Origin of the sequence: Synechococcus sp. JA-3-3Ab, from assembly GCF_000013205.1 — a bacterium.
Classification (GTDB): domain Bacteria; phylum Cyanobacteriota; class Cyanobacteriia; order Thermostichales; family Thermostichaceae; genus Thermostichus.
In genome coordinates this window covers 1,001,608-1,024,232 of sequence record NC_007775.1, presented here as the reverse complement: position 1 = coordinate 1,024,232, position 22,625 = coordinate 1,001,608, and the positions used below count along the sequence as shown (strand labels likewise).

The 22,625-nt window shown below is 56.7% G+C and carries 19 protein-coding genes; 7 read left to right on the top strand and 12 right to left on the bottom strand.

The window, feature by feature from the left end; all coding sequences use genetic code 11:
• Window positions 1-61: 61 nt before the first annotated feature.
• Window positions 62-3,835, top strand: coding sequence for an FkbM family methyltransferase (locus CYA_RS04710; protein WP_148203182.1), 3,774 nt, complete (start codon window positions 62-64; stop codon window positions 3,833-3,835).
• A 43-nt stretch (window positions 3,836-3,878) separates the two neighbouring features.
• On the opposite strand, the gene CYA_RS04705 is transcribed toward CYA_RS04710, so the two are convergent.
• Together CYA_RS04705 and CYA_RS04700 are read right to left on the bottom strand one after the other, a co-directional pair.
• Entirely contained in the window at window positions 3,879-4,391 is a 513-nt protein-coding gene (locus CYA_RS04705; RefSeq protein ID WP_011429888.1) for a phosphoribosyltransferase, read from the bottom strand.
• Window positions 4,392-4,468: 77 nt separating this feature from the next.
• Complete coding sequence (locus CYA_RS04700; protein WP_011429887.1) at window positions 4,469-5,389, bottom strand: branched-chain amino acid transaminase; 921 nt, start codon at window positions 5,387-5,389, stop codon at window positions 4,469-4,471.
• 289 nt (window positions 5,390-5,678) lie between these two features.
• Here CYA_RS04700 and CYA_RS04695 point away from each other — a divergent pair, with 289 nt between their 5' ends.
• Window positions 5,679-6,011 carry a PepSY domain-containing protein gene (locus CYA_RS04695; RefSeq protein ID WP_228375503.1) on the top strand — a complete coding sequence of 111 codons (333 nt, stop codon included), beginning with the start codon at window positions 5,679-5,681 and terminating at the stop codon, window positions 6,009-6,011.
• A gap of 202 nt (window positions 6,012-6,213) precedes the next feature.
• The gene (locus CYA_RS04690; RefSeq protein ID WP_011429885.1) at window positions 6,214-7,647 is read left to right on the top strand and encodes a hemolysin family protein; all 1,434 of its coding nucleotides are present in this window, start codon (window positions 6,214-6,216) and stop codon (window positions 7,645-7,647) included.
• A gap of 4 nt (window positions 7,648-7,651) precedes the next feature.
• Here the strand turns inward: CYA_RS04690 and CYA_RS04685 are convergent, their stop codons facing one another.
• On the bottom strand, window positions 7,652-9,187 hold the full coding sequence (locus CYA_RS04685) for an aminotransferase class I/II-fold pyridoxal phosphate-dependent enzyme (RefSeq protein ID WP_011429884.1): 1,536 nt from the start codon (window positions 9,185-9,187) through the stop codon (window positions 7,652-7,654).
• A 127-nt stretch (window positions 9,188-9,314) separates the two neighbouring features.
• Between CYA_RS04685 and CYA_RS04680 the strand changes: the two genes are divergently transcribed.
• Window positions 9,315-9,881, top strand: coding sequence for a DUF2854 domain-containing protein (locus CYA_RS04680; RefSeq protein WP_011429883.1), 567 nt, complete (start codon window positions 9,315-9,317; stop codon window positions 9,879-9,881).
• Window positions 9,882-10,266: 385 nt separating this feature from the next.
• Here the strand turns inward: CYA_RS04680 and CYA_RS04675 are convergent, their stop codons facing one another.
• Window positions 10,267-10,665, bottom strand: a complete 399-nt coding sequence (locus tag CYA_RS04675; protein ID WP_011429882.1) for a hypothetical protein — start codon at window positions 10,663-10,665, stop codon at window positions 10,267-10,269.
• A gap of 106 nt (window positions 10,666-10,771) precedes the next feature.
• Between CYA_RS04675 and CYA_RS14380 the strand changes: the two genes are divergently transcribed.
• A protein-coding gene (locus tag CYA_RS14380) for an IS630-like element ISSoc15 family transposase (RefSeq protein ID WP_148203181.1) occupies window positions 10,772-11,718 on the top strand; the annotation gives its coding sequence in 2 pieces (ribosomal slippage) (window positions 10,772-11,108 and window positions 11,108-11,718; 948 coding nt in all).
• A gap of 4 nt (window positions 11,719-11,722) precedes the next feature.
• On the opposite strand, the gene CYA_RS04660 is transcribed toward CYA_RS14380, so the two are convergent.
• The 5 genes from CYA_RS04660 to pilM all read right to left on the bottom strand — a co-directional run bounded on the left by CYA_RS04660 (window position 11,723) and on the right by pilM (window position 17,565).
• Window positions 11,723-12,472 carry an Ig-like domain-containing protein gene (locus CYA_RS04660; RefSeq protein WP_187147166.1) on the bottom strand — a complete coding sequence of 250 codons (750 nt, stop codon included), beginning with the start codon at window positions 12,470-12,472 and terminating at the stop codon, window positions 11,723-11,725.
• A gap of 61 nt (window positions 12,473-12,533) precedes the next feature.
• The gene (locus CYA_RS14010) at window positions 12,534-14,705 is read right to left on the bottom strand and encodes an AMIN domain-containing protein (RefSeq protein ID WP_011429878.1); all 2,172 of its coding nucleotides are present in this window, start codon (window positions 14,703-14,705) and stop codon (window positions 12,534-12,536) included.
• A 287-nt stretch (window positions 14,706-14,992) separates the two neighbouring features.
• On the bottom strand, window positions 14,993-15,715 hold the full coding sequence (locus CYA_RS04650; protein ID WP_011429877.1) for a hypothetical protein: 723 nt from the start codon (window positions 15,713-15,715) through the stop codon (window positions 14,993-14,995).
• Window positions 15,715-16,419: a PilN domain-containing protein gene (locus tag CYA_RS04645; RefSeq protein WP_011429876.1), complete on the bottom strand. Its 705-nt coding sequence runs from the start codon at window positions 16,417-16,419 to the stop codon at window positions 15,715-15,717. The genes CYA_RS04650 and CYA_RS04645 overlap by 1 nt, the downstream gene beginning before the upstream one ends.
• Before the next feature lie 63 nt (window positions 16,420-16,482).
• Window positions 16,483-17,565 carry a type IV pilus biogenesis protein PilM gene (pilM, locus tag CYA_RS04640; protein WP_228375451.1) on the bottom strand — a complete coding sequence of 361 codons (1,083 nt, stop codon included), beginning with the start codon at window positions 17,563-17,565 and terminating at the stop codon, window positions 16,483-16,485.
• A gap of 285 nt (window positions 17,566-17,850) precedes the next feature.
• On the opposite strand from pilM, the gene CYA_RS04635 reads away from it, so the two are divergent.
• Window positions 17,851-18,972, top strand: a complete 1,122-nt coding sequence (locus CYA_RS04635) for an iron-containing alcohol dehydrogenase family protein (RefSeq protein ID WP_011429874.1) — start codon at window positions 17,851-17,853, stop codon at window positions 18,970-18,972.
• A 20-nt stretch (window positions 18,973-18,992) separates the two neighbouring features.
• Here the strand turns inward: CYA_RS04635 and CYA_RS04630 are convergent, their stop codons facing one another.
• The 3 genes from CYA_RS04630 to CYA_RS04620 all read right to left on the bottom strand — a co-directional run bounded on the left by CYA_RS04630 (window position 18,993) and on the right by CYA_RS04620 (window position 22,185).
• The gene (locus tag CYA_RS04630; protein WP_228375450.1) at window positions 18,993-19,931 is read right to left on the bottom strand and encodes a DMT family transporter; all 939 of its coding nucleotides are present in this window, start codon (window positions 19,929-19,931) and stop codon (window positions 18,993-18,995) included.
• A gap of 249 nt (window positions 19,932-20,180) precedes the next feature.
• Window positions 20,181-21,299, bottom strand: coding sequence for a glycosyltransferase family 9 protein (locus tag CYA_RS04625; RefSeq protein ID WP_011429872.1), 1,119 nt, complete (start codon window positions 21,297-21,299; stop codon window positions 20,181-20,183).
• A gap of 112 nt (window positions 21,300-21,411) precedes the next feature.
• Window positions 21,412-22,185 carry a hypothetical protein gene (locus tag CYA_RS04620; RefSeq protein WP_228375449.1) on the bottom strand — a complete coding sequence of 258 codons (774 nt, stop codon included), beginning with the start codon at window positions 22,183-22,185 and terminating at the stop codon, window positions 21,412-21,414.
• 34 nt (window positions 22,186-22,219) lie between these two features.
• On the opposite strand from CYA_RS04620, the gene CYA_RS14655 reads away from it, so the two are divergent.
• Window positions 22,220-22,459, top strand: coding sequence for a hypothetical protein (locus CYA_RS14655; protein WP_011429871.1), 240 nt, complete (start codon window positions 22,220-22,222; stop codon window positions 22,457-22,459).
• The last annotated feature ends 166 nt before the right edge of the window (window positions 22,460-22,625 follow it).

Genomic DNA, 22,625 nt, shown 5'->3' with positions numbered 1-22,625 from the left:
CGTAGTTTGGCCGAGCGGGCCTCGGCATGGCAGATTAAGACCAGTGCTCCTTGTTCCGGCCATGAACCCCGCCTTGCAAGCTCGGATTCTGGAAGCCAAACAACTGTTACAGGAATCGCCAGAGGCCTTCGCAGAATGGCTGGCGGCCTTCTACCCACAGCAAGATCCGGAGGTATGGCGAGAATTCTTATGGGGCCTTTTTGACCTTGAGGCGCCTTCTCCTTCTGAAGAGACGACTCCCCTGGCTGACCAGGTGGCGATCGCCCTCGCAGCGCTGGAGCAAGCCTTGATTTCGGGCCGCCTAAACTTCGCCTACCAGGTCTACACATCCTTGATCAAGGCTGGGATCCTGCCCCCAGAGAAGGTGATAGAGCTATTGGTGTCTTTGGCAGGCCGTCTGGAAAATACACCCGACCAAGATCCGCAGGAGCGCCTTCAGGTGTGCCTGAAGCTGCGGGAAATGGCTTTTGAGCTGGATCCAGGCCGGCGGGATAACACCCAGGTTTTGCTGTCCCGGGCCTTGCAAGCTCAAAACGAGCTGGCCGTCGGCTTCTACGGCCAGGCCTTGGCGGAACAATTGGCCGGGCTGGGAGATGAGGAGACCCTAGATATCACCCAGGAGCCGCTCCTGACTCAACTTCTCACTCAGCTATGGGATGACGGCTACTTAGACTTGTTTTTCGAGGTGGCTACAGCTTTACAAGCTCATCTGCTGGAGAGCCAGAAGCCTGGCTTTGCCGCTCTACTAGCTCAGCTAGCCCAGGCGGCGGCTCCCGAGCAGGCTGAGCGCTATGAAGGTTTGTGGACAATCGAGGATCTCATCGGCGACTTCTTTCAGAGGGCAGCTCGTGCCCTCTTCGGAGACTCGACCAGCGACGCTTATTCCATCTTGGGAGAAGCCCTTCTTGCGGCAGCCGAAGGCCCCCAGGCAGGGGAGAACTTCTCCCTGCGCCTATCCCTTCTCTCAGAATCTTTGGAAAAGCTGATCCACGCTGCCCGGCCAGACAGGGTAGAGCTTGCAATCCAAAAAATCATTGACTTAATCTCATCCAGATCAATTGATTTAAGCTCCCTGAAAGTAAACGATGAAAATCTTCTCGAGAGCCTGACCGTTGCTAAAGCTATTCTCTTTCGAGTCTGCTTTTGTTGGAGCTATCTGACAGATGATCGGTCTCTAATTCGTCGTTACCAGCAACTTGCTGGCAGGATTTTTAACGATTGCCTCAGCCTCATGGCCTCTCAACGTGATTTCCTATGGTCAGAGTATTGGAAGAAAAATCAGCAAGATTATCAAACAGTCAATGGAGAAAGCCGTAAACTTCGAGTCGGTTTCTTAGGTAGCTGTTTTCAGCGACATTCAGTGGGATTTCTCAGCGAAGCTACTTTGAGAAACTTATCCCGCAGTGTATTAGACATTTGTTACTACTACTACCAGGGCTGGAAAACTGAGGAAATCGCCAGCTGCGACAACATGTATCGAAAGTTTCGATCCCAGGAGAGCCTTTATTTTCGCTTCTTCTCCGAAGGGGTTAGCGCTCCTCAAGTGGCTGCTCAAGCTCGCGAGGATCGCATCGATATCATGGTCTTCATGGACTCTATCACCAGCCACGATGCCAATATCGTAGCAGCTCTGCGGGCTGCCCCTGTCCAAATTGGTTGGTTAGGGGGAGATGCTGTTGGCTTACCCGAGTTTGATTACTTCTTTGCCGATCCTTATATTCTTCCCGAAAATGCCCAGGCCGATTACCATGAAGAAATTATCCGCTTGCCCAGCTATTGTGCAGTTGACTATCTGGACGTTATTGCAGCCGATGAGGTGAATTTCAAAACCAAGTTGAGAATAGGCCCAACAGATGTTGTTTTCCTTACTGCGGCCAATGCCTACAAGCGAACTGACGAATGTATCAGCGCTCATTTGCAGATTCTAAAAGCCATCCCCAACGGAATTCTTATTGTCAAAGGCTTAGGGGAAATTGCCACAGTGATTAGACGCTACCAAGAAAAATCTAAAGAGCTAGGCGTCTTAGACCGTGTCCGCTTTCTGGCGAAAGCTGGGAGTGTGGAAGAGCACCGTGGGCAACTGGGTTGCGTTGATCTCATTCTAGATACCTTTCCTTATACTGGTGCAACCCACACCATGGAAGCCCTTTATATGGGCGTGCCGGTTCTTACTCTGGTAGGCCGCCATTACTACGGCCGCATGAGCTACAGTTTGCTGAAAAATATCGGTCTCGAAGAGTGCATCACCTGGTCGGTAGAAGAGTTTATCCAGCGCGGGATCCAGCTGGGCAATGACCCAGAGCGAATTAACCGAATTAAAAAGCAAATTAAAGATTCTCGCCGTTGGTCGATAATTTGGGATCCGCGTGAGCATGCCCGCAGCATGGAAGCTGCCTTCTTCCACATTCTGGAAGGCAAACCTCATGAGACCTACGTCTTTCATCCTAACGACTTGTACTCCAGCCCAGACGAATGGAATCAAGCGGGGATCCAGCTCATTCGTTGCCTAGGCGCCGATGCTTCCGTTGCAACGCGCCAATCCACCTGGGAAGAAGCGGTGTCTCTCTGGCGAAGGGGCCTGGCAAGGGATCCCTATCATGTCCCCTGTTGGCTAAACCGAATCCATGCCCTATTGGTATTGGGCGATCGTTCTCGCGCTTTTGAAGATGCCTACGCTCTCCTGGAGTTTTTGTGCACCGAAGCGCAGGATCTACAACCTTCCCGGTTGACAGATGTTCCCATTTGGGTTCAAAGCAAAGGTTTTGCAAAACACACTTACCTATACTATCTAGCCAAGTGGATGGCCACCCACATTGGGGTTGTATATAGCCCCGAAGCCATGAGATTTTGGAACCTGACTTATTCTATAAACCCAGATGATATCCAAGCTGCCTTGGCAGTAGGAGTTGAGCTCCTCTCGCAGAGAAAGATAGAAGGGCTGATACCTATTAACCGTGTACTTACTCTTGACCCAGATCATCAACTAGCAAGTCTGGCCAAACAAATTGCGATGTGGGAAGTTGTGCCCCAAGTGCGTACAGCTTCTCTGCCTGGCCAACCGGAGCTCTATCTCGACTACGAAGGTTGTAGACTTTCACTGGAACCTTCCTTCTCAAGTATCGTGACCCGCGTCTTGCTGACTCAAGGGGAGTGGTTTGAGGAAGAAATGGATTTCTGCCGTCACTTCCTCAAGGCAGGCATGAATGTTATCGATGTGGGAGCTAACGTTGGGGTGTACACTTTCCTTGCTGCCCGCCGAGTTGGCCCTACAGGCAGTGTGATCGCAGTTGAGCCGACAACTTCCTGTATTCAACACCTGCAAAAGACAATCAGTGCTAGCTCCCTAGAAAATGTTGTTTCCCCTGTCGAGTCTGCCGCTGGAGACCATGAGGGCACCGTGCAGTTTCAGGAAGAAAGGGCTACCGTATTTAACTCCATCAGTGATCCAGGGCCGGTGCCAGAACAGAAATCGAGAGATGAGAAAGTAGTGAATCTTACCACTTTGGATTCTATCTGGCGCTCGAAGGGAAAGCCGCAAATCGATCTCATCAAGATCGATGCAGAAGGTGCCGAAGAGCAGGTCATATCCGGCGCGCTAGAATTGCTCGCTGCCACCCAGTCTATTGTTATCTTTGAGAATATAAGCGGTTCTAAAGTTACGGGATCCGCTACCGCGAAGGTATTGGAGCCGTTGGGATATGGGTTTTACACCTACAACCGTTTCCTGAATAAACTCACCAAGGTCAAGCCGCAGCAATATCCCGTTTCTGCCCTAAATATCATCGCAATCCACCCCTCAAACTTGGAAAAAGTTGCAGATATGATATCGGCTTAGACTTACCAAATTCCTTGATGAAGCAAGCCCTGAGCAAAATTAACTAACCTGAAGAGCGCAGCGCTTGCATCAACTGCTGGGGCGTCATCTGCTCGTAGGGCTCGAAGGGCTGATGGATCCAGGGATTATCCGGCAGGTAGTCCACGTAGTAGTCGGGCTGGTAGACAGAGGCCGCTTTGTACCAAAGTACGCCGGTGCGGATTTCCTCGATGTAGAAGCCGTAGTGGTGTTTGAGCCAGTGGACGGCCCGCTTCAGGGTCATGCCGGAGTCGACTAAGTCGTCCACCAACAACACATGGCTGCCCAGGTTGGCAGTGGTCATAGCCAGATCCCGCGAGAAGATCAGTTGCCCCCGCTTGCCAGGGCCGGAGTAGGAGGAAGCGGCGAGAATGGCCAGGGGAAGATCGAACAGACGGGCCAGGGTATCGCCGATGCGCAGCCCCCCTTTGGCGATGCAGACAATTTGGTTAAACTCCCAGCCGCTTTCGTAAACTTTGACGGCCAGCTCCTCGATTTTGCGGTGGTAGTCGGCCCAGGTAATGGAAATCTCGTGCAAGGGATCCCTCTCCCGCAGTCTGGATTGGTCAATTCTAATTCTCCCCTTCGGCAGCCTGCCGATGGCAAGCTGAGGGTCTAGCTTTCTTTTAGCGGGATCACCTTCACCCAGTGGGAATAGGCGGGATCCCGATTTTCGGTGATGGCCGTCAGCTTCTGCCGCAGTTGCTCAGTGATGGGGCGAGAGGTGGGCAAGACGTACTGTTCGATCTGGCGGATGGGCGTGATCTTGGCCGCGGTGCCGGTCAGGAAGGCTTCCTCGGCAATGAACAGCTCCGACTTGTCGACGGGCCGCTCTTGGGTGGGGATCCCCAGGTCGCGGGCCAGGGTGAGGACGCTGTCGCGGGTGATCCCTTCCAGGATGTCTTGGTCGAAGCTGGGGGTAATCAGCACGCCGTTGCGCACGATGAAGATGTTCATGCCCGAGGCTTCGCTCACTTTACCCTGGGAGCTGATTAAGATAGCTTCGTCGAAGCCAGACTGTACTGCCTCGGTCTTGGCCAGGGAGGAGGTAATGTAGGCGCCAGTGATCTTGCCCCGCAACGGCAGGCTGCGATCCTCTTGGCGGGCCCAGGAGCTGATGCGGCAGGTGACTCCCTCCGGCGAGAGGTAGTCTCCCAATTCCAAGCCGTACACGAAAAAGTCTTTCTCGATATTGTGCAGCCGCGGCGAAATGCCCAGGTCGGAGGTGTACACCAGGGGGCGGATATAGAAAGAGGTGGAAGGGCGATTTTTCCGGATCAGCTCCACAATGACCTGCTCGATCTTCTCGGCGGGCAGATCGAAGCAGAGCAGGCGAGCACTCTGACTCAGCCGTCGGCAGTGGCGATCCAGGCGAAACACCAGCACCTGATCTGGGTTTTGCGGATCGGGGATCCCGCGTAGGCCGCCGAAGGCTGCCGTCCCGTAGTGCAGAGCATGGGTGGCAATGGAGATCTTCGCCTCGGCAAAGGGGACGATCTGGCCCTGAAAGTAGGCGTAGGGCAGAAAATCGGGCATGGTCGGCACCTACTGCGGTGGGAAAAGATGTAAGAGTAGGAATATTATCACCGATGGAGGCAGCGCCGGCAGCACTCGGGAAGATATATGCACCGCAGGGTTTTTTAGCCAGTCCATTTCTGCGAGGGCTGCGGCGGCAAATAGCTTCTAATCTACGAGGGGCTGACGAACTACACCCTATGACGCAAGGAGCCCACTCCCCTTGCGAAGGCAACAATGCTCTTTTTGGCAAGGCTTCTTTCACCCCGAGGGTGGTAGGGTAAGAATGTGGTTACTCAAACAGTTGGAAGTGAAGCTTTCAAAACCTTCTGTTGCTTCCTTGCTTTTGCTGGGCGTTTTGCCCCTCAGCAGCCCGATGCTAGGGGTAGGCGAAAGCACAGAGGCAGCTTTTGCTCAATCTCCTGCTCCAGCCGTCCGCATTGAAGAAGCGATTCAGATTGCTCGATCTGCTGTTCCCAATGCTGTGATCAAAGAAGTTGAGTTGGAGCGCGAAGATGGGCGCTTAGTTTGGGAAGTAAAATTCACCAACGATGTTGAAGTCCAGATCGACGCCACTAGCGGCGATGTTGTCGATATCGATGACTGCACGAACTGGGGTAAGCGTTGCCGGAAAAAGCGGTAGTTGCCACTGCTTGATGAATGCTTGATGAAAAAGTAGCAATCTTGAGAACTGCAAAAGCTGGGGATCCCGTTCATTTGGGCAGGGGGAAGGTGTTCGCATAATAGCCGCCCGATGGCTGAGGCCAGTTTAACTGCTGGCCAGGGGCAGGTGGTCGAGTCGGTCTGGGCTAAAATGCTCTCTATCCGTCTTGCTGCTCCCCCTGATGGACGACCCTCCTTTAGCCTCGGCCCCCAGCCCTGAGTTCTCTTGGGGAGAGGCGTCTCTCAGTCTCCTCTGGGTTATCGCCCTTCTCCTCATCAACGCTTTTTTTGTGGCGGTGGAGTTTTCCTTGGTGTCGGCGCGGCGCTCCCGCATGGTGCAGCTGGCCAGCGAAGGGAACCGCCAGGCGGGGATTGTGCAAAAGGCCCAGGAACAGTTGGAGTATGCCCTCTCCACCACCCAGTTGGGCATTACCCTAGCCAGCGTGCTGCTGGGCTGGATTGGGGCCACCCAGGTTGCGCCGACGCTGTTTTTGGCCTTGAGGCAGTTGGCTTGGCTTCAGAATGTGGATCCCGCCCTTATCCGGGGAGTGGCAGTGGTGGTGGTGTTTTCGCTGCTCACCTATTTCCAAATTGTGGTGGGAGAGCTGATCCCGAAAACTCTGGCCATTCTCTACTCGGAGCCGATTGCGCTGCAACTGGCCTGGCTTAACCGCTTGGTGAGCCGCTTTTTGCACCCTTTCGTGGAGCTGCTCCGGTTCTCCTCCCGCTGCTTGTTGCAGCTTTTTGGCGTCCGCATCCCGGAGGCCACTTCTTTTTACAGCACCATGACGGTGGAGGAGCTGCAACTGCTGATTGCCTCGTCGGTGGAGTCGGGCAACATCGAGGCGGAGGAGCGGGAGCTGTTGAGCAATATTTTCGAGTTCGGCGAGACGGTGGCCAGCGAGGTGATGATCCCGCGCACCAGCATCGATGCGGTGCCGGAGACGGCCACGGTGCAAGAGGTGCTGGCCGAGGTGGCGGAATCGGGGCACTCCCGCTATCCGGTCTACGGCGAGTCTTTGGATGACATCCGCGGGCTGATCCACGTTAAGGAGTTGATCGGCCAGTTGGCCAAGGGATCCATAGATTTGCACAGCCCCATCACCAACTTCATCCGCGAGGCCCACTTTGAGCCGGAGAACAAGCCAATTGCGGAACTGTTGCCCGAAATGAGGCAGCACCACTGGCCGATGGTGGTGCTAGTGGATGAGTTTGGCGGCACGGCAGGCCTGATTACCATTCAAGACTTGGTGGAGGAGATCGTCGGCAAGCTCTCCGATGGGCCGGATCCCAAGGCGAAGGAGGCGGATATTCAGGAGCTGGACGAAAATACCCTCCTCATCCAGGCCCAGTTGGACATTGAAGAGGTCAACGAGCGCTGCCACCTCAACTTGCCCCTCCACGAGGACTACCAGACCCTGGGGGGCTTTTTGATCTACCACCTGCAGAAGATCCCGCGCGTGGGGGAAAAGTTTACCTACCAAGACATGGAGTTCCAGGTGGTGCGCATGGAAGGGCCGCGGGTGGATCGGGTGAAGGTCGTCCGCCACCGCCGCAGCTCTCCCAACCCCCTGCCTTCCCTGCCCCCTGCTCAGACGGCGCAGCCGGGCACTTGAGGAGCTAGGTTTTGACGACCTTGAGGGTCTGCAGCCGCACGTCTTCGGGGCCGTTGATAAAGCCGCCTGCCTCGTGCACCAACAGCAGATAGTCCACCGCTTCCTGGGTCACTTCTTCGCCGGGCACCAGGATTGGGATCCCAGGGGGGTAGGGGGAGATGATCTCGGCACAGATATGGCCCACAGCCTCCTGGAAGGGGATCCGCTCGATGGGGGCGAAGAAGGCCTGTCGCGGCGAGAGCCGTTGCGGCGGCAGGGGAGGGCGTTTTAACTGGGCCAGGCGCCGCAGTTTCTCGGCCAGCGCCAGCGAGGGCTGGGATCCCTGCGCCTGCTCCGACAAGGCGGCCACGCTCTCCACCAGCCGGTCAATATCCCGCTGGGTATTGCCCAGGCTAATAATGAAGACCACGTTGTGCAAGGTGGACATCTCCGGCTGCACGTGGAAGTGATCGTTGACCCAGTCATGGGCGTCGAAGCCAAAAAGGCCCAGCCCCGACACCGTCACCGTCAGGCGGGTGCGATCCAAATCGAAAAAGCCAGGCGTGGAGCCGATGCGCTCTGGGCCAAAACAGAAGATACCGGGGATGCGGTTGAGGCGGGCGCGGGCTTGATCCGCCAGGGTCAAGGTTTGGCCTAGCAGAACTTCCCCTTCCAGGGCCATCTGCCGCCGCGCGACATCCAGCGACATCATCAGCACGTAGTTGGGGCTGGTCGATTGCAGCAGTTGCAAGATGTTGCGCACCCGGTTGGGATCGATGCGGGATCCCTTGAGGTGCAGCATCGACGCCTGGGTCATGCCGGAGATGACTTTATGGGTGGACTGCACCACCAGGTCAGCCCCGGCTTCCAAGGCGGAGAGGGGCAGTTCTGGATGAAAGCCCAAGTGGGGCCCGTGGGCCTCGTCCACCAGGAGGGGCAGGCCGTGGGCGTGGGCGATGGCTGCCAGCGCTTCTAAGTCGCAGCAAACCCCATAGTAGGTGGGGCTGACCACCAACACGCCCTTGGCGTCGGGGTGTTCTGCTAGGGCCCGCTCCAAGCCAGCTGGGGTGATGCCGTGGGCAATGCCCAGCTCCAAGTCAAAATCTGGCTCAATGTAGACGGGCACGGCCCCAGAGAGGATTACGCCGGCGATGGCCGACTTGTGACAGTTGCGCGGCAGCAGAATCTTGTCCCCTGGGTCGCACACCGCCATCACCAGGGTTTCCACACCGCAGGTGGAGCCGTTCACCAAAAACCAACTGCGATCGGCGCCGTAGGCCGCTGCGGCTAGCTCCTGGGCCTCTCGGATCACGCCGTCGGGATCGTGGAGGTTGTCCACCTCCGGCAGCTCCGTCAGATCCGCTCGGAAGACGTTTTCTCCCAGAAAGGCTCGCAGATCGGCAGGGATCCCACGTCCCTGTTTGTGGCCTGGCGTGTGAAAAGGAGCCTTATCCAAGCTGCAATAGTGGCGGATGGCCTCAAATAGAGGGGCCCGCTCTTGGGCTTTGCGGTCCAGCAGGCGCAGACGACGGGACGCTTTGGACAGATGCGACAGAACCATGGACCACTCCCCAACACACCAGCGTCCAGCCATTATCCATCCCCAGCCTAGCCAAGTCCACCCTCAAGGTCGCCTCAGGAAGTGTCTTTCCTGCTAGCCTGGGTTTCAGGTTGCCTTTTCTTCCTGTATGTTTGAAAAACTGCCTCTTCCCCTGAGCACGCTCGTGTTGCTGGCGGGCGTTGCCGCCACAGCTTGGGGCTTTGCCCAGTACAGCGATCCCACCCTCAATCTCATCGGCCTGTTTGTCGGGATCCCTCTGCTGCTGGGGGGGGTGACCATGAAGGTGGTGGAGCTCAAGCCAGTGCCTGCCCTGACGTCCCCTTCGCCAGAAGTGCTCCAAGCCCGCGCTCAGCAGGCCACGGAAATTCAAAAACAAGTCCGCGCCGACATCACCAAATATAGCTATGGGGCCAACGCCCACCTGGAAGAGGCCCTGGAGTTTCTCGGCCTGCGCGGCCCTCTGGAAGCAGACCTACCCAAAATCAAAGGCTACAGAGAAGAATTGCGGGATGGCCGCTACACCCTGGTGCTCCTGTTTGATTCGCCAGCCGTTTCCTTCCAGCAATGGCAGGAAAGCTACCAAAAAAAAATGCAGGGCTTCTTTGGCCGCGACGTGGAGGTGCAACTGGAGCAGCCCCGAGAACATCAGGTGGAGCTGGCGCTCATCGCCCGTCCCGGATCCCAGGCCACCTGAGCAAGACGGCGGGGCTTAGGTCCTTTGATTTCACAGTTTTGTTCTTAAGATTAGAACGACTCACACAGGTGTGTTCAGAACTGAAACACTAGAGGAAGGAGACTTGGGGATCCCTATTTTTTGAATGGTAAAAAGTTAGCAGGATTCCTCTCTGAGCGACACGAAAACAGCGCCAGCAATGACGCTAAGCTCTCGTCCTCAAGCTGGTTGCCAGTCGCTTGCCAAAAGCTTCTACAACCCACCTCATGCAATCCAAGGGATCCCTGGCAGCAGTTGTCACCAGTTGGTCTCGTAGGGTTTTGGTTCCAAGATAAGCAGTTGGTCAAGAAACTTAACATCTAGGTCAACTCATCTTAACTCAATAAAGACTCCCCGAGCCATCGGGTTAACTTTTGTGGGTCTCAGCAGCCCAATCCTGAATAATCCAGGTACGCAAGATCTGGATTTCCTCAGGGCTCAAGTGGCCCAAGCGATCGGTGCCGGTGCCGTTGCGGCGAATATAGGCCAATTCGGGAGATCCGCTGCGTCCAATAAAAGAGCCGGGAAATTCTCCTTGGGGATCACTCACGGGGGGTCTCGGCGTCGGCATGGCTCCTGTCCCAAGCTCCAACAAGGAACCGGGGGCGTCGGCCTCTTTTCCTTCCCCATTCAAGGGGATCCCTGCCGCCCGCTGAATAACAGCATGGCGAGCTAACCAGCGCGGTTTCAGCAACTCGCTATTTTCTGATCCGGGCGTTACGTAACGCATCACCGCGGCATAGCTATCCAAAGGGCTGCGCCGCATCCGACCGGCCTGCTGATGACAACCTACACAACTGGCTTCTAGCAAGGGCTTACAGCCTTTTAATTTAAAATAGGGTACAGGTATTCAAGAGGAAGGAGAGAAAGGAATGCCGACTCATTCTTTGGATTTGCGGCAAAGAGTTGTAGCAGCCTACCAGGCAGGTAACACCTCCATCCGCCAGGTAGCTAAACGCTTCATGGTGACCAAAAGAACAGTACACCGCTGGGTGCGTCAGTACCAACAAACTCAAGATTTAGCCCCTAAGAAAGCAGGCACCAAGCGAGTGGGCATTTTGGAACAACATCGGCAGGAAGTGATGGCAATTATTACAGAACACCCAGACTTCTACCTGTGGCAGTATCAAGAACTGTTGCGCGAGCGCTTAGGAATCAATGTAAGCATCGTCACGATACATAATTTCTTGAAAAAGCAAGGAATGACTCTAAAAAAAAGACCTACCGCAGTGCAAAAGTCAAAGAAGAGGAGGTGCAAAGGGAACGACTAGCTTATAGTCAAGAAGTCAGGAATATTCCAGCGGAGGATTTGATTGCCATCGACCAGACGGGAGTCTGGGAGGGAATGGAGCGGAGAGTATCTCGGAGTTTACGTGGTCAAAGGGCTTATCATTATCGTCAGAGATACAAGGGTGAAAAGTATACGGTTATTGGAGCTATTTCCTTGAGAGGTGTAGTTGGCTGTCGTGTCATCAAGGGTGGGATGAAGAAAGGAGATTTTTTGGAGTTTTTGAGAAGCGAGCTATGTCCGAAGCTAGATGCGAGGAAGGTTGTGATTATGGACAATTTAAATATCCACAAGAGTCGGGAAGTTGAGGAATTGATTAGGGGGACAGGAGCACGAATCCTATACCTGCCTGTGTATGCGCCGGAGTTGAATCCCATTGAGATGATGTGGTCGGTGTTGAAGCATTTTATTCGGCAGCTTTGCAGAATTGGGAAATATAGCATGGAGCAGATAGTGAAGACTTCTTTACTACTGATCAATCCATCCTCCTTCCGAAGTTGGTTTGCTAAGTGCTGCTATTGTACCCCTTGAGCCCTTAACAGGCTGTAATATCTCGCTGGTAACTGTACTGAGGCTCGGTGCGGAAAGTCAATTCTATGGGCTTTTGTAAATCCAGCTCTTTGGCTGCAGGCAAGAGTATTCTGTAATCTGTGCTGTAGCTGAGTAGCTGTAAAGGCTGAAAGATCAGCTCGTTTCCCTGAATGTCAAAGGCCACCTCCACAGGGGGCTGGATCCCGAAGGCTAGACCTGTTATTCCGGCTGGAAGCTGTCGATCAAAACGCAGATGGATATTTTGGTCAATTGGGATCCCTCTTTGGCCATTGGAAGGATTGCTGGAGACCAATGTAATTCCATTTGCAAAGGGAGCAGTAGATTCTACCTGGGCTTGCTGCAGCGGTGCTCGCGGCTGTAAAAGAGCCAACGCATCAGGATAGAAAATGGTATGCTGCTCCAATTGAGCGGGGGAGGGGTTTTGCTGCCAAACGCTGCGAGGCATTCGCACGGTAAATAGAGGGGCTTGCCGATCCCCGGCTTGTCCCAGTACCTCCAAGGTGATCTGCTCCGGCTGCGGTTGAGCTTGAAATTGTTGCGCCAAAGCTCGCCAAACCAGAGGACGTGATTGCTCGACTAGCTGCGAATAGCTCTGACCCTGTACCGGTAGAGAAAGGCGATAGGTTTGTGACCACCCTGCGTCAATCGAAGCCAGCACCCAAGCCAGAACCAAGCTGAGCAATAGGGATCCCAGCCTGACCCAAGGTCGATAGCGAGAGTTCGAACTCAGCATTGATGCACAATTCATCTCATAAAAGTGGATGGCCAAAAACGATGAAATTCTGTATTTCGCCTTAATCTTCCAATATAACTGGAGTAATCAAGACGACAACCTCACTTCTAGTATTTGTTGTGTTTTGTCTGCGGAAGAGGGAGCCAAGTAAAGGAATTTCAGAAAGAAGTGGGACTTTATCAACAGATACTCGATCTTCCTCTTGTATCAATCCTCCAAGAAATAGTGTTTCTCGATCTTTAAGTCTGGTTTGCAATGTTCCGACAGAACGCTGATTGAGCAAACTAATAACAGTGCCATCAGAAAGTGTAATTTGACTGCCAATAGATGAGATCTGTGGAAGAAGGTTCAGCGTAATGTAGCCGTTATCATCGATCCTGACATTCTGAATGAGTAAATTGACTCCCGCATTTCCTTTCTCAAAAACGACAGTTGATATGCCAGTCGCAGGATCTGTTTGCAATCTCCTATTGGTGATAACTTCTTGGCCAACCACAATAGCTGCGCCAGTGTTATTCGCGACTACTACTTTTGGATCGGCCAATATCTTAGCTGTTCCTGAAGCAATGGCTGCATCTATACGAGCTGCTAGAGATTGCTGTAATCGATTTAAGGTGTTAAACACAAGTGAGCCTCCAGTCCCTGCAGCAGGAAAAGAACCAACATTAGGAACTGAGGATCCTGCAGGTTGGTCAAGAGGAGTTCCACCGAAGACAGTGTTATCTCCAGACCCCAGAGCAAAGTTGCCAGATGCACTACCCAGTGCAACTCCTAGACTAGAATTATTATCTAGGTTGATCTCAATAAACCTAGCACTAATTAAAACCTGTCGACTTCTCAAGTCAATTTGGGCAAGATATGCTGCAATTACATCATGCTGGGTAGGTGTGGCAACAATAGTCAGTGAATTTGTTCTTGGATCCGCTTGAATGGCTGACTCTTGAGCTAAAGGGATATTTGATGCTTCCAGAATGGCCAAAATTCTACTTCTGATTTCACTCGGAGTAATACTTAGTTGCCTAGCATCGATTTCAACTGTTCCTCCTCCCCCTGCAGTTCCCGAAGCGTTAAAGACAAAAGTTTGCTCTGTTTCTTCGATTCTCAGTTGATTGAGTCTATAGGTTTTGACAATCTGCTGGCCGACTCCAGGGAGTGTAGTACCAATAAAAACTGTTTGCCCTACACGGGTTGCTTGCAGTTCCTTCAGGCGCAAGATAAAGTTAAATGTCTCTTGCAAAGGTGAGTCAGCTACATCCAAGGAAATCGTTAAGTCTGGAGGAACATCATTAAGGACTACATTTAGTCCAGCTCGACGCACCAAGAGACTCAACACGTCACCTACGGGAGCATCCCTCAGGGTTAAGGTGATCTTGGCATTTGAGCCCAAGTCAACTGGAGGGGGAGCAGGAATGATGCTGCCGACTGCAAGATCCCCTGCCGGAGGAGCTACTGCTCGACCCTGGAACGGAGAAGTGCTGAGTTCAACAGATCCCGGTGGCAGTTGGGGTTGGTTGAGCTGTCCTACAGAGGGCACCTGAGAAATAACCGGCCCAGGAGAAGCTGGCTGAGGGGTAGGAGCTGCCTGAGCTGGCGGGGAAGAGGGAGGGGTTTGGGCAAGCGGCTGAGGATTAGGGGCTGTCCCCTGGGGAGAAGGAGGGTTTTGAGCAGCCGGAGGGGAGGCAGGAGCTGGCGGCGGGGCCACGGGCTGGGGTCGAGCCGGCGAGGCCGGTTGATTGGGCGCTACTTGGCTAGGCGATGCCGCTACAGGAGCCGGTGGAGCAGAGGGCAAGCCCTCAAACTCGAAGACCAACTGCGTTGGGCTGCGCTGGGCCAGCAAGCCCTGGGGAGCTGCCGCAACGCCGGCAATTTCTATCCGCACGCTGTCATTGCCCATTTGCTTGGCCTCGATGAAGCGCACTCCCGGCAGGGGAGACTCCTGACGATAGCGACCTTGACCTCCATCCAGTTGGGCATTGGTGATATCCCCAATCCAAGATTGGCCCTGCTGGGTAAAGAACACCTGTGGACGGGCGCCCCCTGCGGTGTTGATCTCCAGCTTCATGCGGTTGCCGTGGGGCACCAGGCGGATATCGGTAATGCGGCTGAGGCTTTGTGGATTGGCGGAGGTCAACTGCTGGGCGGCGGCTTCATCGAGCTGGCTTTCCACAGCCAACAGGGGCAGTGAAAGGATCAAGCTCAATGCACATCCCCAGGCGACTCGACGGTTCATCATCCTCACACCTCACTCCGTTAGCCAAGCGTGTTTCTGCTTTACTTCAGCACGGGTTCACCCAGTGCTTCCCTAATCAAAGCCGAAATTTTCGGCTTTGCCACTACCTGCAGCCGCTTTAGGGGAAATTTTTCGATAGGCAACACTATCTGTGCTTTTCCCCAATGGTTCCCATTTCCCGCCCGTCCCCTCCAATCCCAGTAGCGAGTCTCTTCAGGTGGGATCCCGTGGGGAAGCGACACTCAAACGCAGTGTATAGATTGGCTACAGATTGGCCTTGCCAAGCCGGGCTACTGGCTGGGTGTTGGCTGTCCTCCCTCAGGAGGTGTTTGCCCTTCAGGTGCAGGAGCAGTGCCGAGAGGAACGCCTTTGTTGTAGTAGTAAGCAACCAGATCGAAAGCGGCGTCTAGGTTCTCTGTGCCTTGGCCAGGGTTGAGAGAGATGTTGCTCACCCGGAACAGAGCGCGAAAACGCTCGATGTCTCTCATGAGGTTGATGATGTCGGTGTAGGGACCCCGCAGGGTGACGCGGGTTGTCTGCAGTTGGATGGCTGGGGCGATGATGGCAGGCACTTCTGGGTTGTTCGAGGAAGCTGGCGTCAGAGGGGAAGGGCTGAAACTGAGCAACTGAGCATTGGGTTGTCCCCGCACCAGTCGGTTGAGATCGATCAGTTGCGTGTCGGCATTCTCGGGGGTGGCGAGCAAGGCGCTGATCTGTTGCTGCTGCACGCGAGCCCTCTCGATTTGGTTGGGCAGATCCTGTAAGCCGGCAATCTGGCCCTGTACCTCCTGCAACTGGCTGGTTTTTTGGGCTACCTCTCTTTCTAAGGCTTGCACCTCTCTAATCAGAGGACGGAGTTGGGTGAAGGCCAAAAAGCTCGCCGCGCCCAGGCCCAGGATCCCGATCAACAGGCCAATGCGAATAGGGGTCAGCTCGACCCCCAACAATACCGGCGGCCCTGCCGGAGGTGCCACCAGTTGTTCGTCGTGAAAACTTTCCACCGAGCCGGTCATCAGTTCCCCTCCACTTGACGCAAAATGCGGATCTTTTCCACCAAGCCTATCGCTCCCCGCTGCTCCAGCTCGCGGGTCAACTCCGGGTCGGGATCCCCTATGGTTCGAATAGTAACCGTTAGGCCGTAGGTGACGCTGGGTTCAGTTTCAGGGGTGCCCTCCACTCGAGAGGCACTGTTGAGAACGGCACTGGTTACGAAGTTGGAATCCAGCAGAGTGAGCAAAAAGTCGTTCACCAAGGGAAAATCCAGCGCCCCGCCTTGGATGTTCACAGTATCGCCAGAGGCGCTGATGTTGGTTATCCATACCCCTTGCCCAGGGATCCTGCGCCGCAGTTCTTCTAGAATGGCCGACCAGGGCTGGACGGATCCGAGAAAAGAGCGAAACCCTTCCGTCTGGGTGCGAATGGTTTGCAGTTCTTGGCTGAGGCCCTGGAGTCGGGTCAACTCGGCATTGGCTGTGCTGAGTTCACCGTCGAGGCGGGTTCGCTCTGCCCTCAGAGTATTCCGCTGACGGGAAAAGCTGTCTTGGAAATACAAGAAAGCCCCCATGGCCACAGCAGCCACGGCAACCCCCAGACCAATGGCCAAAGCCCAGCTCTCAGCTCCGGCGGCAGTTTCCGGGCCAGCCACCACTCCCCCTGTCTGAACTGTGGTGGGAACCTCCGGTCTTTCTTTCAGAAAGTTGATCTCTGGTGTGTACATCTCACCGCCTCGCTCATGGTTGGGTATTGCGCTTAGGGGATCCTCTTGGGCGGATCCCGAAGACTACTTGCTGGCTTCCCGCATGGCCAGCCCCAGGGCCACTCCCATCGCCGGTCGCTCCTCCAAGGGCACCTCGATTGAATCCGGTATCAGGATGCTGCCGAAGGGATCCGCTAACTCTACGGCCAGGCTCAGCGACTGCGACAAGAAACCATCCATTTGGCCAATAGCCGCCCCCGGCCCAGCCAACAATACCTTCACCACAGGGGAGTTACTCTCTGCGCTGGTAAAGAAATCAATGGAGCGCCTCAGCTCGTCCGCCAAATCGGAAACGACCCGCGCCACGGCTGCCACGCCCGGGTTACTGGGAACCGGTTGCTCTCCCGTGGCCAAAACATCGGCGGGGTTGATCAAGGGTAACCTTAGAGTTCGCAACAGGTCGCCGGTGCGGCTAACCGGCAAATTCAGGGCCTGGGCTAGCACCTGCCGCATGTGAATGGTGCCGATGTTGACGGTGCGGGTAAACTGCGGGATGCCGTTGACCAAGATGCTGATCTCGCTGCTGTCGTAGCCGATGGAGCTGAGCAACACCGCCTCTTGGGGGCTGTACTGGATGAGTTGGTCACGGATGGTGCGAATGAGGGAGAAGCTGGCCAGCTCCACACAGCGCGCCTTCAAGTTGGCCGCCTGCAGCACGGCCAGGTAATTGTCCACCACCTCTTTGGGGATGGCTGCTAGCAGCACCTCGATGCGCTCAATGCCATCCTGGGAAAGGTCTAGGCCCAGGGGCTGGTAGTCCACATCCGCCTGATCCCGGGGGTAGGGGATGTAGAGCTCCGCCTCCTGTTCTAGAACCACCCGCCGCAACTCATCGGCAGGCAGGTCAGCAGGCAGGCGAATGAGACGGACGATCGCCTCTCGCACCGGCACCGCGGTCGCCACTGGCAAGCTGGTGGGCACCTTGTATTCGTTTAGTAAGTTGGCCAATGTCAAGCCAACTGTGCTCGGATCAAGAATGCGCCCCTCGATCACTGCCCCCTCTGGCATTTCCACGCTGTGGTAGTGAACCAGACGATAGCGACCATTGCCCTGCTTCTTGACTTGGGCAACAGCAAGGCACTCGGGATTGATATCTACCCCAAGCATGGTTTGAGTTTTGGAGCCACCAAGAAAGCCGAACACGCCCTGCCCTCTGCGCCACTGCTAGACGCATACTACCCAATTTGTCTGGGGGTTACCACCATTTGCAGTTGACTGCTGGCAAAGATTTGTGCTGGCTGACCCTCCCCTGCCAGGGATCCCAACCCGTTCTAAGCAAGCGAGGCTTGCCTGTAGCTACACCCTAGATGGGAAAGGCAGAACTTGCGGCTAGAATCGTAGTCTGTATCTATATATATGGACACTGGGCTGACCCTATCGCCCCTCTTTGAAATGCTGAGAACTTGTGAATTCGACCTGGCCATTCCGGCCCCAGGCCGGCTATACCGCGGCAGCAGCATCCTCGAGGCTGTCCCCCTGACAGCTCTGGGATCCCGCGTGTTGGTGATCGGGGGGGAGCGCTCCCTGGCCGTGGCCGAGCTGCCCCTGAAGCGCAATCTGGGGCGGGATCCCGCCGTTCAGGTTTACTGGAGCACCTATGGTGTCGACTGCAGCGAGTCGGAGCTGGCTCGCCTACAGGCCCTGGCCACGGCAGAGTCCGTAACCGGCATTGTAGGGGTGGGGGGCGGCAAGGCCCTAGACACGGCCAAGTTGGTGGCCCATCGCTTGGGGATCCCGGTGGCGACGGTGCCCACCTCCGCCGCCACCTGTGCCGCCTGGAGCGCCCTGTCCAACATCTACTCTGACACAGGTGCCTTTCAGCGGGATGTGGCTTTGGATCGGGCACCTGCCGCTTTGATTCTGGACTATGAGCTCATCCTGCAGGCCCCGGCGCGCACCCTGGTGGCCGGGATTGGAGATGCCTTGGCCAAGTGGTACGAGTCTTCTGTCAGCAGCGGCGCCTCGGAAGATGCCCTGGTGATCGGAGCTGTGCAGCAGGCCCGCGTTTTGCGGGATTTGCTCTTGCAACAATCGGTGGCGGCCCTGCGGGAGCCGGGTGGCACGGCTTGGAAGCAGGTGGTGGATGCCTGCATTTGCCTGGCGGGGATCGTCGGCGGCATGGGAGGGGCTAAGTGTCGCACCGTGGCCGCCCACGCCGTTCACAACGGCCTAACCCATTTGCCGGGACACCGGGCCACCCTGCACGGGGAGAAAGTGGCCTTTGGCATTTTGGCCCAGCTCCGCCTAGAGGAGATCCTGCAGGGAAGCCAGTTGGCGCTGGCCGCCCGCACCCAGTTGCTGGCGTTCTACCGCCAGGTGGGGCTGCCCCTCAACTTGCGGGATCTCCACCTCGACCACCTGGGATCCGCCGAGCTGCTGCAAGCAGCCCAGGTGGCCTGCCAGCCAGGCTCCGATATCCACCACCTGCCCTTCCCCGTCAGCCCGGAAGCCCTGCTGGTGGCTCTTACCACCACCGACCTGACCAGCTCCAGCCCCGCCTTGCTGCGGCTTTAGGCCCGCCAGCCTCTGCCACCTTAAACTTTGCCGGTACGGGCCTGAGTTTTCCTCACCCGCCGCCGCGCCTCGCCGTAGGCCCCGGAGGTGGCGCCTGCCAAGATCAGGGCTCCGCCCAGCCAGGTCCACCCATCTGGGAGCTCGGCAAATGCCCAGAAACCGATTAGACTGGCCCAGAGCAAGCGGGAAAAATCCAGAGGCAGCAGCATCGTCACCTCAGCCAGCTTGTAGGCTTGGGTGAGGGCCACCTGGCCCAGGCTGCCCAACAGCCCCATCGCTGCCATCCACAGCCACTGCTCCGGCGAAGGCCAGGTCCAAACCCAAACGGCAGCCAAGAAGGAAAGGGGAGTCTGCAACAGGCCCATGTAGGCCGTGATCGTGAGGCTGGACTCGGTGCGGGCGAGGATCTTAAGCACGATGATCACCCAGCCAAAAAGAAGCGCCGCCGCTAAGGCTAGCCCTGTGCCCAAAGAGAATTCGCGAAAGCCCGGCCTCAGCATCACCCAAGTCCCGACAACTCCTAAGCCCAAACCCAGCCAGCGCGAGGGGCGCATCTGTTCTCCCAGCACCCAAACCGCCATCATGCCAGCAAACAAAAGCTGGACAAAGCTCAGGGCCGTGGCCTCTGCCAAAGGCAACAGGCTGGCCGCCCAGAAGGAAAGCAGCATCCCCACCGTGCTGATTGCCGAGCGCAGGAGGTAGAAGCTCATCTTGGCGGTGCGCAGCGAGTGGATCCCTGCTCGCAAAAGCAGCGGTACCAGGGCAAGAAACCCGAATAGGTTGCGCAAAAACACAATCTCAAAAGGGTGCAGGGCAGGCGTGTTGAGGCGGATGATCGCCCCCAGGCAGGCAAAGCAGAAGGTGGCCAGCAGCTTCAGGGCAACCCCTTGCCAAGCCCTCTTGTTTCTCCGCTCGGCAAGGTGATCCACCTGGTGGCGATACCCCGTCCCCAAAGTCACAGCTCACACCCAAATGGTTTAGGCACAGAGTTTTCAGCCTCGGGCTCTCAGCTTAACCAGGCTCCTAGGGATCCGGCTGCGCTTCTGGGCACTCCCTGCCGTCCACTGGCCCATCTGATCGGCGGGGCGGGGATCCCTGGGAGCTATGGCCATCTCAAATAGCCATGAACAAGTTGTTCCCTCGCTCCACAGCTCCCCTCTCCCAGAGGGAGAGGGGCTGGGGGTGAGGGGAGAGACGGGCTGGAAGGTCTAGGTCTTCTTCAGGATCTGTCGGAGGTAGGCAATCACTGTCTCTGGCTTGAGGTGGGCCATGCAGGGGTGGCCTTCCACCAGGCAGGCTTCGTTTTTGAACTTGTTTTCTGCGCAGATCCGGCATTTATAGGAAGTCTGGGTAACGTAAACATGGGGCAGGCGTGGAGCCCACAGCCGCACGGGGCTAGCTCCATCGCCATCGGCGTCGTTGCCAAACAGGGCAATGGTGGGGCAGCCCACGGCCGCCGCAATGTGCATCGGCCCCGCGTCCACGGAAATACAAACCCGCGCCCGCTTCAGGGCCCCGGCCAACTCGAGGAGGCCGGTCTTGCCCCGCAGGTCGATCATCCCCGTCTGGATCAGGAGTTGGTCTTCGCCGTCGCCGTGGTAGAGGGATCGCTGTAGCTCGGGGGCGCTGCCAATGAGCCCCACCTGCAAGCCCTGCCCCTGGCACCATTCGATCACCTGGCGCCAGTACTGCAAGGGCCACATCTTGGCACGGCGGGTGGTGGTGATGTGCACCAAGACTTCCGGTACTGCAAAGTCGGGATCCCGGCTGGGCAGCTCCAGGCGGAAAAAGTCGGTCTCTACGTAAGCCAGGCGGCAGAAGATCTCGGCGATGTAGTTGCTAGTGAGGATATCTTTGTAGCGCTGCAAAAACGCCAGGCTGTTCCAGTCGTCGTCCTGGAGCATGCGCTGCACCGGGTCGGAGCCGGGATCCAACTTGCGGCGAAAATCCAGGGTCAAGCCGGCCCCGGCAATGTACCGGGGTCGCAGGGCCGTCACCGCCACCAGGTTGAGCTCGCTGAACTCGTCGCAGTTGATGGCCAGATCGTAGGGCCCGGCCTGGGCCACCCGATCCCGCACTGCCGCCGTCAGGGCCTCGAGGTAATCGGGGCGGCGGCTGTAGAGGGGGAAGCTGAAGTCGATATAGGGACAGTGGAGCTCAAAGTCGCGGGTGGTCTCGCTGCCGAAAAAATCCAGGACACAGCCGGGGTATTTCTCCTTGAGGCCGCGCAAGAGGGGGACGGTGACCACGAAGTTGCCCACCTTGCTGGAAGAAAATACCGCTAGGTGGGGCCGTTCCCGCAGAGGCTGGTTGGCAAACCGTTGCATAGGGTTGGGATCCCCAAAAAAAGCCGTTTGCGTCGGCGGTGCGGAGCACGTTTGCTAGGCTAGCATCCCCAGATCCCCTTCGCGGCCAGCGCCGGGATCCCTGGGCCAGACTTTAAGGCCGGCTGGCTTGGCTGCCATCCCAGATGACCACCACGGCAAAGCGATCCAGAAAGCCGCTGCTGGCGTTCATCTGGCGCAGGTTGAAGGCGTCTTCGGCGGAGATCACCAGGTCGTAACCCAGCGTGCGCATGGCGCGAAGGCGGTGGGGCCGTTCTCCAATCCGGTTGACCAGCGAGCGGGCCTGCTCTTCCGAGGTGGTGTAGGCGGCGGTGCCCTCGCTGCCCACAAAGGCGGCGTTGAGGTCTTGGCCAAGGTTGATAGGCGGGTAAACTGGGTTGCCGTCGGGATCCAAAAGGCGCATCGACTGGCTGGGCAAAAAGTCCAGGCCCCGCGCATCGACAATTAACCCAGTTACCTGGGGCTCTCGCCGCCGGGATCCCGCCTCTAGGCCAGTTCCACCCCCTGGGCCCATCCCTGAGCCAGGGCTGGAGCCGCGCACCCCGCTCTGGCCGCTGCCGGGCCCGATCACGTCTCCCTGTCCAGAGCCAGAGCCGCCGCCGGGGCTGGTGCCCAACTGCCGCAACAAGTCCAGATCGAAAATCGGCCCTTCCGACCCTGCGTCCTCGACAGGAAACGCCGACTCTACGTTTTCTACCTGGTCGGGAGTGACCGGACGCCAAGGCGTTTCTTCCGGGAGGGGTTGTTTCTCAACCGCTGGGGCAGGGGATCCCCCCTGGAGGCGGTAGAGGGGAGGAAACAGGGTTTGCGCTTCAACAGCTTCCCCCGGCCAGACCAGGATCCCCAGCGCTGCCCAGATCGCTCGCATCCCTGCACCGTGAGTCCTATCTTTCCACCACCTCATGCCCACACCTCTTGGCCTGATAACCTGCGGCTCACCCTTCCCCCATGCTACCCAGGCAAGGCCGGTGCGGCAGGGGATCCCGCGCAGTCCTCTTTTGGACTGGAGAGCAGCGGCTGATGCTTGGCCGCCCATCCGCCGGCAAGGGCGGGCCGCAAGCCCATTTTGGGGATCCCTGACTCGAGATGGCGGGGAAAACGAGGCTTTGATCCCCAGCGATCCCCAAGCTCTTGACCAATAGGCAAAAATACGTGAACATAAGTTCATCATTCCTTTGATCCCCGTTGATCCCGACCTATGGTCATCAGCGGTTGGAAAACGCCAAGCAGGCTGTTACCCCAGTGGGCCAGGGGTTGCCCTTAGCCACAAGCTGGGATCGGCCTTTGGGTTAGCCAGTGGAGTGTGCG

Coding starts and splice junctions, on each gene's coding strand:
- CYA_RS04620 (WP_228375449.1), bottom strand. CDS start 22,185: ATGCGAGCGATCTGGGCAGCGCTGGGGATCCTGGTCTGGCCGGGGGAA.
- CYA_RS04690 (WP_011429885.1), top strand. CDS start 6,214: ATGGACGACCCTCCTTTAGCCTCGGCCCCCAGCCCTGAGTTCTCTTGG.
- CYA_RS04685 (WP_011429884.1), bottom strand. CDS start 9,187: ATGGTTCTGTCGCATCTGTCCAAAGCGTCCCGTCGTCTGCGCCTGCTG.
- CYA_RS04650 (WP_011429877.1), bottom strand. CDS start 15,715: ATGACCGGCTCGGTGGAAAGTTTTCACGACGAACAACTGGTGGCACCT.
- CYA_RS04625 (WP_011429872.1), bottom strand. CDS start 21,299: ATGCAACGGTTTGCCAACCAGCCTCTGCGGGAACGGCCCCACCTAGCG.
- CYA_RS04675 (WP_011429882.1), bottom strand. CDS start 10,665: ATGCGGCGCAGCCCTTTGGATAGCTATGCCGCGGTGATGCGTTACGTA.
- CYA_RS14655 (WP_011429871.1), top strand. CDS start 22,220: ATGCCCACACCTCTTGGCCTGATAACCTGCGGCTCACCCTTCCCCCAT.
- CYA_RS14010 (WP_011429878.1), bottom strand. CDS start 14,705: ATGATGAACCGTCGAGTCGCCTGGGGATGTGCATTGAGCTTGATCCTT.
- pilM (WP_228375451.1), bottom strand. CDS start 17,565: ATGCTTGGGGTAGATATCAATCCCGAGTGCCTTGCTGTTGCCCAAGTC.
- CYA_RS04635 (WP_011429874.1), top strand. CDS start 17,851: ATGCTGAGAACTTGTGAATTCGACCTGGCCATTCCGGCCCCAGGCCGG.
- CYA_RS04680 (WP_011429883.1), top strand. CDS start 9,315: ATGTTTGAAAAACTGCCTCTTCCCCTGAGCACGCTCGTGTTGCTGGCG.
- CYA_RS04660 (WP_187147166.1), bottom strand. CDS start 12,472: ATGCTGAGTTCGAACTCTCGCTATCGACCTTGGGTCAGGCTGGGATCC.
- CYA_RS04710 (WP_148203182.1), top strand. CDS start 62: ATGAACCCCGCCTTGCAAGCTCGGATTCTGGAAGCCAAACAACTGTTA.
- CYA_RS04645 (WP_011429876.1), bottom strand. CDS start 16,419: ATGTACACACCAGAGATCAACTTTCTGAAAGAAAGACCGGAGGTTCCC.
- CYA_RS04700 (WP_011429887.1), bottom strand. CDS start 5,389: ATGCCCGATTTTCTGCCCTACGCCTACTTTCAGGGCCAGATCGTCCCC.